Origin of the sequence: Massilia sp. GCM10023247, assembly GCF_042653325.1 — a bacterium.
Taxonomy (GTDB): domain Bacteria; phylum Pseudomonadota; class Gammaproteobacteria; order Burkholderiales; family Burkholderiaceae_D; genus Telluria.
On the sequence record NZ_JBHSIB010000012.1, the window covers coordinates 17,520 to 30,198 of the forward strand.

Here is a 12,679-nt window from a genome sequence, read left to right on the forward strand (position 1 = left end):
GCATCCGACATACTGCTCAATTTGGCGGAGCGGACGGGGCTCGAACCCGCGACCCCCGGCGTGACAGGCCGGTATTCTAACCAACTGAACTACCGCTCCAAATTCGTGTATGTTTCTTCGAAGCGCCGCGCACCCGCTGGGGGAGCGCTTCTGCTTCAAAACCGTGGCGGAGCGGACGGGGCTCGAACCCGCGACCCCCGGCGTGACAGGCCGGTATTCTAACCAACTGAACTACCGCTCCACGAACATACTTGGGTACTGCATCATCCTTGCGGCGAAAGCTGAGAGGCTTGAGCTCCCACCCTGCTTCAGGATGCTTTCTCTGCTTGTCGTCGCAGAGAAGGCATTAGTTTACAGCATCTTTTAACGCTTTACCAGCCTTAAATTTCGGAACCTTGGCAGCCTTGATCTTGATAGGTTCCTTGGTGCGTGGATCGCGGCCGGTGCGTGCCGCGCGATCGCCGACGGTGAAGGTGCCGAAGCCGACCAGGGTCACGCTGTCGTTCTTCTTCAGGGTGTTCGTCACCGCTTCGATCATCGCATCCAGCGCGCGGGTAGCCGAGGCCTTGGTAATGTCCGCGGATTTCGCGATTTCTTCGATCAGTTCAGTCTTGTTCACTCGTATCCTCTTGGTCGTTCTTGACGCGGCGGCGCTGCGCCTTCCTGCAAAAGTGCAAGCGCGTATTAAACCGGGGTGATTTGCTTCTGTCAAGAAACATTCGTCGTAGAATGGTTCAGTGTGGCGATTTTTTTGGCCCACACGGCGCCGCCCGCGTGCGCCCGCCCCGCGTCCATTCAAAAAAAGAGGCGCCCGCAGGCGCCTCGTTCAGCTTGCCAGGCCGGCGATCAGTGCTTGACCACGCCGCCCTGCCCTTCGGCCACCGGCGACGGCGTCACCGAGACGGTCGGCGCCTCCACCAAGGCTTCCGGCTGGCGCTCCAGTGCAACCTCGAGCACCTTCTCGATCCAGCGCACCGGCACGATCTCGAGCTTGTTCTTGACGTTGTCCGGGATCTCGGCCAGGTCCTTCACGTTCTGCTCGGGGATCAGGACCGTCTTGATGCCGCCGCGATGCGCCGCCAGCAGCTTTTCCTTCAGGCCGCCGATCGGCAGCACCTCGCCGCGCAGCGTGATCTCGCCGGTCATGGCGACGTCGGCACGGACCGGGATGCCGGTGAAGATCGACACCAGCGCAGTGGTCATCGCGATACCGGCGGACGGACCGTCCTTAGGCGTCGCGCCTTCCGGCACGTGGATGTGGATGTCGCTCTTCTCGAACACCTCGTTCTTGATGCCCAGGCGCTGTGCGCGGCTGCGCACCACGGTGCGGGCGGCCTCGATCGATTCCTTCATCACGTCGCCCAGGGTGCCGGTGCGGATGATGGCGCCCTTGCCCGGCACGTTCACCGCCTCGATCGTCAGCAGGTCGCCGCCGACTTCGGTCCAGGCCAGGCCGACCACCTGGCCGACCTGGTTGTCCTTCTCGGCCACGCCGAAGTCATAGCGGCGCACGCCCAGGAACTTGTCCAGGTTCTTGTTGCTGACGACGACCTTCTTGTCGCTGCGCTTGAGCAGGAGCATCTTGACGACCTTGCGGCAGATCTTCGAGATTTCGCGCTCGAGCGAACGCACGCCGGCTTCCCGGGTGTAGTAGCGGATGATGTCGCGGATCGCCGATTCCTCGACCTTGATCTCTTCTTCCTTCAGGCCATTCGCCTTGACCTGCTTCGGCAGCAGGTAGCGCTGGGCGATGTTGGTCTTCTCGTCTTCGGTGTAACCCGAGAGGCGGATGACTTCCATCCGGTCCAGCAGCGCCGGCGGGATGTTGAACGAGTTCGAGGTCGCCACGAACATCACGTCCGACAGGTCGAAGTCGACTTCCAGGTAGTGGTCCGAGAACGTGTGGTTCTGTTCCGGATCCAAGACTTCCAGCAAGGCCGACGAAGGGTCGCCGCGGAAGTCCGCGCCCATCTTGTCGATCTCATCCAACAGGAACAGCGGGTTGCGCACGCCGACCTTGGCCAGCGACTGCAGCACCTTGCCCGGCATCGAGCCGATGTAGGTACGGCGGTGGCCGCGAATCTCGGCTTCGTCGCGTACGCCGCCGAGTGCCATGCGCACGAACTTGCGGTTCGTGGCGCGGGCAATCGACTGGCCCAGCGAGGTTTTACCGACGCCCGGAGGACCGACGAAGCACAGGATCGGCGCCTTCAGCTTGTCGACGCGCTGTTGGACTGCAAGATACTCGAGGATGCGTTCCTTGATCTTTTCGAGGCCGTAGTGCTCGGCTTCCAGCACCTTCTCGGCGTTCGACAGGTCGTTGGTGACCTTCGACTTCTTCTTCCAGGGCAGCGACACCAGGGTATCGATGTAGTTGCGCACGACGGTAGCTTCGGCCGACATCGGCGACATCAGTTTCAGTTTCTTGATTTCGGCGGTGGCCTTGTCGAGGGCCTCCTTCGGCATCTTGGCGGCGATCACCTTCTTCTCGAGCTCGTCGATGTCGGCGCCGTCTTCGCCTTCGCCCAGTTCCTTCTGGATGGCCTTGACCTGTTCGTTCAGGTAGTACTCGCGCTGCGATTTCTCCATCTGGCGCTTGACGCGGCCGCGGATGCGCTTCTCGACCTGCAGGATGTCGAGTTCGCCTTCGAGCTGGCCGAGCAGGTGCTCCAGGCGCTTGGCGACGTTGAAGATTTCCAGGATGACCTGTTTTTGCTCGAGCTTCAGCGGCAGGTGGGCGGCAACGGTGTCGGCCAGGCGGCCGGCGTCGTCGATACCGGCCAGCGAGGCGAGGATCTCGGGCGGGATTTTCTTGTTGAGTTTAACGTACTGGTCGAACTGCTGGACGATGGCACGGCGCATCGCCTCGACTTCGGAATCGTCGCCGATTTCCGAACTCAAGGGGGTCAGCTCGGCGATGAAATGGGTCGCGCCGTCGCTGATGTGGTCGATTCGGGCACGCTGGGCGCCTTCCACCAGCACCTTCACGGTGCCGTCGGGCAGCTTCAGCATTTGCAGGATGTTCGCGACGCAGCCGATCTCGTAGATGTCTGCGGCGGAAGGTTCGTCCTTGGCAGCGGCCTTCTGGGCGGCGAGCATGATGCTCTTGCCCTGCTCCATTGCAGCTTCGAGCGCCTTGATCGACTTCGGGCGGCCGACGAACAGTGGTATCACCATATGGGGAAACACGACCACGTCGCGCAACGGCAGGAGGGGCAGCGTCGTTTGCTCGGTTAATTTCGAAGTTGTCATGGTATACCTTATAAAAAGCGTGTTACCGATGTTGGGCGAACACGGTTAAAACTCAAGACCGGCCAACGAATATTTTCTTCAGGTAAAAAACATTATTCGATAATGCAAACAATGCAATCTGGCCGTTCCAATAAAACCCCTGTCTGAAATAAAAAAGCCACCACGCAGCGAGCTGCCGCGAGTGGCTTTTCGATTGAAGCCGGATGCTTTTATTGAGGTAAATTGTACCTCCAAGCTTCCAGCGCACAAGTGCTTTTGTGGTTTCCGGGCGGATATTTTTTAGTTTTCTCCGCTCGCCTTTGCGCTTTCGCTGTAAATCAGCAATGGTTTGGCGCCATTCGTGATCGTATTTTCATCGACCACGACCTTGACCACGTTTTGCTGATTCGGCAATTCATACATCACGTCGAGCAATGCGTGTTCCAGGATCGAACGCAGGCCGCGGGCACCGGTCTTGCGTGCCAATGCTTTTCTGGCAATCGCGTGCAGTGCGGCCGGACGAATTTCCAGTTCCGCGCCTTCCATTTCCAGCAGTTTCGAATACTGCTTGATCAGCGCATTCTTTGGCTCGATCAGGATCTGGATCAGCGCTTCTTCCGTCAATTCATTCAGCGTAGCTACGACAGGCAGACGGCCAACAAGTTCCGGGATGAGGCCGAATTTAATCAGGTCTTCCGGTTCCGCTTCCATCATGATTTCGCTGTTCGAGCGCTGGGTGCTGCTCTTGACGCTCGCTGCGAAGCCGATGCCGCCCTTTTCCGAGCGGTTCTGGACGATCTTGGCCAGGCCATCGAAGGCGCCGCCGCAGATGAACATGATGTTGGTCGTGTCGATCTGGACGAAGTCCTGGTTCGGGTGCTTGCGCCCGCCTTGCGGCGGTACCGAGGCCATCGTGCCCTCGATCAGCTTGAGCAGCGCCTGCTGCACGCCTTCGCCGGACACGTCGCGCGTGATCGACGGGTTGTCGGACTTGCGCGAAATCTTGTCGATCTCGTCGATGTAGACGATGCCGCGCTGGGCCTTCTCGACTTCGTAGTTGCAGCTCTGCAGCAGCTTCTGGATGATGTTCTCGACGTCTTCGCCGACATAGCCGGCTTCGGTCAGCGTGGTGGCATCGGCGATGACGAAGGGCACGTTGAGCATGCGCGCCAGCGTTTGCGCCAGCAGCGTCTTGCCCGAGCCGGTCGGGCCGACGAGCAGGATGTTGCTCTTGGCCAGCTCGACGTCGTCTTTCTTGCCGAGGTGCTTCAGGCGCTTGTAGTGGTTGTACACGGCGACCGACAGGATGCGCTTGGCAGTCTGCTGGCCGATCACGTACTGGTCGAGCAACTCGGCGATCTCGTGCGGGGTCGGCAGGTCGGACTTGGCGCCCGCCACCGACTCGACGTTCGAGGTCTCGTCGCGGATGATGTCGTTGCACAGGTCGATGCACTCGTCGCAGATGAAGACCGATGGCCCTGCGATGAGTTTCTTGACCTCGTGCTGGCTCTTGCCGCAGAAAGAGCAGTACAGAAGCTTTTCGCCGCTGGAAGATTTTTTGTCAGACATGTGGCAGGTTTCTTGTATAGAACTACAGATGGAAATCGACGCTTCTCGAATTTCCCCAATATAACGCGATCACGGGGCACGCGACAACGCCAGCGTACACCGCCATGCTACCCGAAATGAAAAACAAACGCCCGAACGTGTTGGCGCCCGGGCGTTTTTCAGCAACACCGATGTGATGCCTCAAGCGCGGTTAGTCAAGACCTTGTCGATCAAACCGTACTCGACGGATTCCTCGGCCGACATGAAGCGGTCGCGGTCGGTATCCTTGTGGATCTGCTCCACGCTCTGCCCCGTGTTGGCGGACATGATGCGTGCCAGGCGCTCGCGCAGGTACAGGATTTCCTTGGCCTGGATTTCGATATCCGAAGCCATGCCCTGCGAACCGCCCGACGGCTGGTGGATCATGACGCGCGAGTTCGGCAGCGAGAAGCGCTTGCCCTTGGCGCCGGCGGCCAGCAGGAAGGCGCCCATCGAGGCCGCCAGGCCCGTGCACAGCGTCGAGACGTCCGGCTTGATGAAATTCATCGTGTCGAAGATCGCGAGGCCGGCCGAGACCGAGCCGCCCGGCGAGTTAATGTAGAGCGAGATGTCCTTGTCCGGATTCTCGCTCTCCAGGAACAGCATCTGGGCGACGATCAGGTTGGCCATCTGGTCGTTGACAGGGCCGACGAGGAAAATCACGCGCTCCTTGAGCAGGCGCGAGTAAATATCGTACGCGCGTTCGCCGCGGCCGCTTTGCTCAACTACCATCGGCACGAGGCCGAGTGCTTGGGTGTCCAATGCCGGATTACGGTTCATACCTGTCTCGTTCCTTGTAAATAGGGCTTATCGTTCGAGGGCTGTACTGGGAACACGCCCGCTCCGGGCCGAAGCCCGAAGCTTAAGCGCTCGCTCAGCCCTGTGGGTTGCTGCCCATCAATTCATCGAAAGCGACGGTCTTGGTGCTGACCTTCGCCTTGCCAAGCACATAGTTGACGACGTTTTCTTCCAATACAAGGGCTTCCACTTCGCCCAGGCGGCGACGGTCGCTGTAGTAGTACTTCAGCACTTCCTTCGGATCTTCGTAGCTCTGCGCGAAGTCTTCGATCTGGGCCTTCACCTGCTCTTGCGTTGCTTGCAAGTTGTTGTCGGCGACCAGTTGCGACAGGATCAGACCCAGGCGCACGCGGCGCTCGGCCTTCTCGGCGAACAGTTCGGTCGGGAACGGCATGTTCTTGACGTCCATGCCGCGCTGGGCCATGTCCTGGCGGGTCTGCTCGGCCAGGCGTTCGGCGTCCTGCTGGATCATGACGGTCGGCACGTCCATCTCGGTGACCTTCACCAGCGCGTCCATCACGGCTTCCTTGTTGCGGGCCTTGACGCGGGCGTTGACTTCACGCTCGAGGTTGGTCTTGATGTCGGCGCGCATCTTTTCGATCGAACCGTCTTCGATGCCGAGCGACTTCGCGAATTCGGCGTCGACTTCCGGCATGTGCGCCCATTCCAGCTGCTTCAGGGTGATGGTGAAGTCGGCGGTCTTGCCGGCGACATCCTTGCCGTGGTAATCCTCAGGGAAAGCCAGCGGGAAGGTCTTGCTTTCGCCGACCTTCAGGCCGACGGTCGCTGCTTCGAATTCCGGCAGCATGCGGCCTTCGCCCAGCACGAAGGCGTAGTCTTCGGCCTTGCCACCTGGGAATTCGACGCCGTCGATCACGCCGACGAAGTCGACCGTCACGCGGTCGCCGTTGGCGGCCACCGGCTCGCCGCCGTCGCCGTCGCCGTGCTCGCCTGCCTCGCCCTTGGTGTGGTAGTGCACGCGCTGCTTGCGCAGGATGTCAATGGTCTTGTCGATTTCGGCGTCCGACACATCGGCGGCGACGGTTTCGACTTCAACCGCGGCCAGGTCGCCGATCACGACTTCCGGGAACACTTCGAAGGTGGCGTCGAAAGCCAGCATGCCTTCCGGCGCGTCCTGCTTTGGTTCGATTTTCGGGAAACCGGCAACGCGCAGCTGGTTTTCGTTGGCGGCTTCGTTGAAAGCGCGGCCGACGCGGTCGTTCAGCACGTCCGACTCGATCTGGTAGCCGTACTGGGCAGCGACCATCTTCAGAGGCACTTTACCCGGACGGAAGCCAGGCGCCTTGGCGGTCTTGGCCTGCTTCTTGAGGCGTTTTTCAACTTCCGTACGGACATCACTCAGCGGGAAAGTGATCGTCAAGCGGCGCTCGAGTTTATCCAGGGTTTCGACTGCAGTTGCCATCGTAAAAATCGTCCAAAAAAATAATTATTCGTGGTGCGAGGAGGGGGACTCGAACCCCCACACCATTGCTGGCGTCAGGACCTAAACCTGGTGCGTCTACCAATTTCGCCATCCTCGCGCAGGATTGCATATTGCCACATAAACAAAGGGCGCCCGACAATGAAACCGGCCGCCCTGCACTCCTTTGTTTATGGGCTACAACTTCAACCCGGTATTTTACTGGATTTTCTGACACGAGAGTGGTGAATTTTCATCGGGTGCGGGGCGTGCATATGTCGAATTGAGCCATCGAGGGCGCGTTGGTTGGCCGGCTGCGTCATTCTTCGTATGGCGAAACTGCGTGGGCACGCGTGCCCACGCTGTACGACGTGTCCGGGCCGCTCTCCCCTTTATACCACCGGCTTTTTGACCCTGAACCAGGCCGCATACAGCGCCGGCAGGAACAGCAAGGTCAAGGCCGTCGCCACCAGCAGCCCGCCCATGATCGCCACCGCCATCGGCCCCCAGAACACGGAACGCGAGAGCGGAATCATGGCCAGCGCCGCGGCCGCGGCCGTCAGCAGGATCGGGCGGCAGCGCCGCACGGCAGACTCGATGATCGCGTCCCATGGATGGGCGCCGCCCTTGATGTCCTGCTCGATCTGGTCGACCAGGATCACCGAATTCCGGATGATCATCCCGAACAGCGCGATCACCCCCAGGTTCGCCACGAAGCCGAACGGCCGGCCGAGGATCAGCAAGGCCATCGCCGCGCCCGCCACACCGAGCGGCCCGGTCAGGAAGACCAGCAGCGAGCGCGAGAAGCTGTGCAGCTGGAGCATCAGCAACGTAAACACGATGAACAGCACCAGCGGCACGTTGGCCATGATCGAGGCTTCGGCCTCCGAACTGTCGGCGGCCGCGCCCTCGAGCGTGATGCGGTAGCCGGCCGGCAGCTTGGCGCGCAGGCCGGCCAGCTGCTCGCTGACCTGGCTTGATACGGTCGGCCCCTGGATGCCGGCGACGACGTCCGACTGGACCATGATCGCCCACTCGCGCCCTTCGCGCCAGATCACGCCCGGCTCCCACACGAATTCAACACGCGCCACCTGGCCGATCGTCACCGGACGGCCGGAGGCGGTCGGAATGTTGGTGTCCTTCAGCGCGGCAATGGTCGCGCCCTGGTCGGCCGGCTGGCGCACCACGATGTCGATCAGCTCGTTCGTCTCGCGGAACTGGCCGATGGTGGTGCCCGTCAAGACGGTCTGCACCGCGCGCCGCACCAGTTGCGAGGTGACGCCGAGGGCGCGCAGCTTGTCCTGGTCGAGGTCGAGGCGCAGCACCTTGACCGACTCGTTCCAGTTGTCGTTCACGCCCACCGCATTCGGATTGGCGCGCAGCACGTCCTCGACCTGGTCGGCCAGGCTGCGCACGATGCCGATGTCCGGGCCGGCCACCTGGAACTGCACCGGGTACGGCACCGGCGGTCCGTTCGCCAGCAGCCTGACGCGCCCGCGCACTTCGGGGAACTCGTTGCGGAAGGCGCTCTCGATCGCCAGCCGCAGGCGCTCGCGCGCCTCGGCGTCCTCCGGCAGCACCACCAGTTGCGAGACGTTCGACTGCGGGAAGATCTGGTCGAGCGGCAGGTAGAAGCGCGGGCTGCCGGTGCCGACATAGCTGGTCACGCTCTCGACGCCCTCCTGCCTGGCAAGGAAGGCCTCGAAGCGCTTGACCAGGGCCTCGTTGGCGGCAAAGCTGGTGCCCTCCGGGCTCCACATCTCGACCATCAGCTCGGGACGGCTCGAATCCGGGAAGAACTGCTTTTCGATGAACTTGAAGCCGAACACGCCCAGCGCAAACACGGCCAGGGACGCCGCGATCGTGATCCTGCGGTACTCGACGCACCAGGTCACCAGGCGCCGGAAGCGGCGGAAGGCCGGCGTGTCGTAGACGTCGTGTTCGGAATGGCCTTGACCATGCGGCTTGACCTTGAGCAGCATGAAGCCGATGTAGGGCGTAAATGTCACCGCCACCACCCAGGACACCAGCAGCGCGATGGCATTCACGGAGAACATCGAAAAGGTGTATTCGCCCGCGGCCGACTTCGCCAGGCCGATCGGCAGGAAGCCGGCCGCCGTGATCAGGGTGCCGGTCAGCATCGGCATCGCCGTCGAGGTGTAGGCAAACGTGGCCGCATCGAGGCGCGACATGCCCTCCTCCATCTTGCGCACCATCATTTCGACGGCAATGATGGCGTCGTCGACCAGCAGGCCGAGCGCGATGATCAGGGCGCCGAGCGAGACCTTGTGCAGCGAGATGTCGAGCAGTCGCATGAAGAGGAAGGTAATGGCCAGCACCAGCGGAATGGTCAGTGCCACCACCAGGCCGGGGCGCGCGTCGATAGCCAGCTTGGGCTTGGTGTGCAGGCCCAGCGCCAGGAAGCTGACCGCCAGCACGATGAACACGGCCTCGACCAGGGTGCGGATGAATTCGTTCACCGAGCTGGTGACGGCGCGCGGCTGGTCGGACACGCGCTCGAGCTCGATCCCGACGGGAAGCTGGGAGCGGATCTCCGCCACCGTCCGCTCCAGCGATTTACCGAGGGTGATGATGTTGCCGCCCTTTTCCATCGACACGCCCAGGCCGATCACTTCCTTGCCGTTGAAACGCATCTTGTCTGTCGGCGGGTCCTGGTACTCCCGCTTGACGGTCGCGAAGTCGCCCAGGCGGAAGGTCGTGTTCCCGGCGCGCAGCTGCAAGTCCTCGAGTTCCTTGGTCGTGCGGATCGCGCCCGTGACCCGCACCTGCAGGTTGTCGGTCGGCGTGACCAGCACGCCCGAGGCCTCGATCCCGTTCTGCGTCGCCAGCTGGTTGACGATCTGCTCCATCGGCACACCCAGCTGGGCGAACTTCTGGTTCGAGAACAGGATGTTGATCTTCTCGGCCTGCACGCCGAATTGCTCGACCTTCGCCACCAGCGCCACGCCGAGCAGTTGCTGGCGCACGAAATCGGCGTACTCCTTCATTTCGGCATAGCTGAAGCCGTCGCCCGAGAGCGCGAAGATGGAACCGTAGGTGTCGCCGTATTCGTCGTTGAAGAAGGGCCCGACAACGCCGGCCGGCAGGGTGCCGGCCATGTCGCCGATCTTCTTCCTCACCTGGTACCAGGAGCCCGGCACCTCCTTCGGCGGGGTCGACTCGCGCAATTCGAGGATGATGGTGGTCTCGCCCGGCTTGGAAAAACTGCGGATGCGCTCGACATACGGCGTTTCCTGGAGTTTGCGCTCGAGCTTGTCGGTGACCTGCTCGGCCATCTGGACGGCGGTCGCGCCCGGCCAGACAGCGCGCACGACCATCGCGCGGAAGGTGAACGGCGGGTCTTCGTCCTGGCCCAGGCGTTCGTAGCTGAGGATGCCGCCGATCAGCAGCGCGGCGATCAGGAAACGGGTCAGCGGGATGTTTTCGAGCGCCCAGCGCGACAGGTTGAAGCCCCTCATTTGGCCGTCCCCGCGGCGGCAGCTTCGGTGTCGCCGCGGCGCGCCACGTCGGCCGTCAGGATGCGCACCTTCTGGCCGTTGCGCAGCTGGTTGACGCCGGCCGTGACCACCGTCTGGCCGGGTTGGACGCCTTCGCCCAGCACCACCTCGTTGCCGGCCTGCCCGACGATCTTCACCGGCACCAGGCGCACGGCGCCGTTTTCGATGATCCAGACGCTGGTCACGCCCTTCTGGTGATGCAGCGCGGTGAGCGGAACGCGCAGGCCGGCGCCACCCTTGCCGGACGCGATCTGCACCGCGGCCGTCATGCCCAGGCGCACGCCCGGGCTGGGCGGGATCGCGATGCGCGCGCTGTAGGTGCGGGTGGCCGGATCGGCCACCGGCGACACTTCGCGCACGCGCCCCGGAATCGCGGCGCCGGGATTGGCCCACATGCGCACCGTGACCGAACTGGCCTTGCGCAGGTCGTCCACCTGGTCTTCCGGAATCCCGATCACGACCTCCATTTCGTCGGTGCGGGCCACGCGCACCACCGGCGTGCCGGCCGTGACGACCTGGCCGACTTCGGCATCGATCCCGGTCACCACGCCGTCGATGTCGGATACCAGGCTGGCATAGCCGGCCTGGTTCGACTGCCCGCGGAAGGCGGCACGGGCGGCATCCGCCTCGGCCTGGGCCGCGCGCAGGGCCGCGCGCTTGGAGTCGAGCACCGACTGGCTCACGAAATTCTTCGCGCGCAGTTCCTGGTAGCGTTTGTAGTCGGCGTTGGCCAGGTCGCGGTTGGTCTCGGCGGCGCGCAGGCTGGCCTGGGCGCCGGCGGCGGCCAGCTTCAGGTCCTGCGGGTCGAGCTGCATCAGCACGTCGCCCTTGGCGACCACGGCCCCGACATCGACCTCGCGCCGGGTGATCTTGCCGGCCACGCGAAAGCCGAGGCGCGATTCGATGCGCGGACGCACCTCGCCGGAAAACTCGGCGCTCGCGCTGGATGCGCCTTCGGCCAGTACGACAGCGCGCACGGGGCGCACGTCTTCCGCCTTCGGCTCGTCCCTGGAACAGGCGGCCAGGAGCGCGCACAGGGACAGGGCGAGGACGGACAGGGGCCGGCGCGCATACGTCGCGTAGGTCGAAGGGGGCACGGTGTGATTCCTTGGATTAATTGATAGGCTGCGCATCATCGAAGTTTCTTTTTCGTCACTACCTGAAGCCTGGCAATTATAATCATGCAGGCCCGTTTTACACATGACCCGACGTTCACCCGGGTCCGCACCCCACATTCATGCCCGTCGAACACTACGAAAACTTCCCTGTCGCCTCGATCCTGCTGCCGCGCCGCCTGGTGCCGGCCGTGGAAGCGGTCTACGCCTTCGCGCGCGGCGCGGACGACGTCGCCGACGAAGGCGATGCGAGCCCGGCCGAGCGCCTGGCAGGCCTGGCCGAATACGAAGCCGCGCTCGACGACATCGCCGCCGGGCGCACGCCTGCGCGCCCGATGTTCGCGCGCCTGGGCGAGATGGTCGCCGCGCACGGCCTGCCCCTGCAGCCGCTGCGCGACCTGCTGTCGGCCTTCCGCCAGGACGTGGTGACGACCCGCTATCCCGACTACGCCCTGCTGCTCGACTATTGCCGGCGCTCGGCCAATCCCGTCGGGCGCCTGATGCTGGCCTTGTATGGTGTCGGCGGCGAGCGCAACCTGCGCGAGGCGGACGCCATCTGCAGCGCCCTGCAGCTGATTAATTTCTGGCAGGACGTCGGCGTCGACATCGGCAAGGGCCGCATCTACCTGCCGCAGGAAGACCTGGCCCGCTTCGGGGTGCTTGATGCCGACATCGCCTCCGGCATCGACAGCCCGGCCTGGCGCGCCCTGATGGCCTTCGAGGTCGAGCGCGCCCGCGCCCTGATGCTGTCCGGCGCGCCGCTGGCGACCCGGCTGCCGGGGCGCATCGGCTGGGAGCTGCGCTTCGTGGTCCAGGGCGGGCTGCGCATCCTGGAGCGGATCGAAGGCGCCGGCTACGATGTATTCCGGCGACGCCCGGTGGTCGGCAAGCTGGACTACCTGTTGATGCTGGGACGCGCACTTCGGATGTGAGCTTCCGTCCAAAATTACTGCCGGGTGGCCCCGGCCCTACGCGCATCGGCTAAGATAGCAGCTTCGCATCGCCTAATA

Annotated in this window: 8 protein-coding genes and 3 tRNA genes; 1 reads left to right on the plus strand and 10 read right to left on the minus strand. The window is 63.1% G+C overall.

Annotated features, from left to right (window positions below):
* Positions 1-22 precede the first annotated feature (22 nt).
* The 10 genes from ACFPAH_RS13395 to ACFPAH_RS13440 form a co-directional block, all read right to left on the minus strand.
* A tRNA-Asp gene (locus ACFPAH_RS13395) sits at positions 23-99 on the minus strand.
* Between the two features lie 65 nt (positions 100-164).
* Positions 165-241, minus strand: a tRNA-Asp gene (locus ACFPAH_RS13400).
* A gap of 105 nt (positions 242-346) precedes the next feature.
* Positions 347-625 carry an HU family DNA-binding protein gene (locus ACFPAH_RS13405; protein ID WP_379746156.1) on the minus strand — a complete coding sequence of 93 codons (279 nt, stop codon included), beginning with the start codon at positions 623-625 and terminating at the stop codon, positions 347-349.
* Positions 626-846: 221 nt separating this feature from the next.
* The gene (gene lon / locus ACFPAH_RS13410; protein WP_379746056.1) at positions 847-3,252 is read right to left on the minus strand and encodes an endopeptidase La; all 2,406 of its coding nucleotides are present in this window, start codon (positions 3,250-3,252) and stop codon (positions 847-849) included.
* Positions 3,253-3,531: 279 nt separating this feature from the next.
* A complete protein-coding gene (clpX, locus tag ACFPAH_RS13415) occupies positions 3,532-4,800 on the minus strand; it encodes an ATP-dependent Clp protease ATP-binding subunit ClpX (protein ID WP_379746059.1) in 1,269 nt (422 codons plus the stop codon).
* 180 nt (positions 4,801-4,980) lie between these two features.
* Positions 4,981-5,598, minus strand: a complete 618-nt coding sequence (gene clpP / locus ACFPAH_RS13420) for an ATP-dependent Clp endopeptidase proteolytic subunit ClpP (protein WP_379746062.1) — start codon at positions 5,596-5,598, stop codon at positions 4,981-4,983.
* Positions 5,599-5,692: 94 nt separating this feature from the next.
* Complete coding sequence (tig, locus tag ACFPAH_RS13425; protein ID WP_379746065.1) at positions 5,693-7,039, minus strand: trigger factor; 1,347 nt, start codon at positions 7,037-7,039, stop codon at positions 5,693-5,695.
* Positions 7,040-7,070: 31 nt separating this feature from the next.
* Positions 7,071-7,157, minus strand: a tRNA-Leu gene (locus tag ACFPAH_RS13430).
* 271 nt (positions 7,158-7,428) lie between these two features.
* Positions 7,429-10,515, minus strand: a complete 3,087-nt coding sequence (locus tag ACFPAH_RS13435; RefSeq protein ID WP_379746068.1) for an efflux RND transporter permease subunit — start codon at positions 10,513-10,515, stop codon at positions 7,429-7,431.
* Positions 10,512-11,651 carry an efflux RND transporter periplasmic adaptor subunit gene (locus ACFPAH_RS13440; RefSeq protein ID WP_379746071.1) on the minus strand — a complete coding sequence of 380 codons (1,140 nt, stop codon included), beginning with the start codon at positions 11,649-11,651 and terminating at the stop codon, positions 10,512-10,514. The genes ACFPAH_RS13435 and ACFPAH_RS13440 overlap by 4 nt, the downstream gene beginning before the upstream one ends.
* Before the next feature lie 140 nt (positions 11,652-11,791).
* On the opposite strand from ACFPAH_RS13440, the gene hpnC reads away from it, so the two are divergent.
* Complete coding sequence (gene hpnC, locus ACFPAH_RS13445) at positions 11,792-12,601, plus strand: squalene synthase HpnC (RefSeq protein ID WP_379746074.1); 810 nt, start codon at positions 11,792-11,794, stop codon at positions 12,599-12,601.
* Positions 12,602-12,679 lie beyond the last annotated feature (78 nt).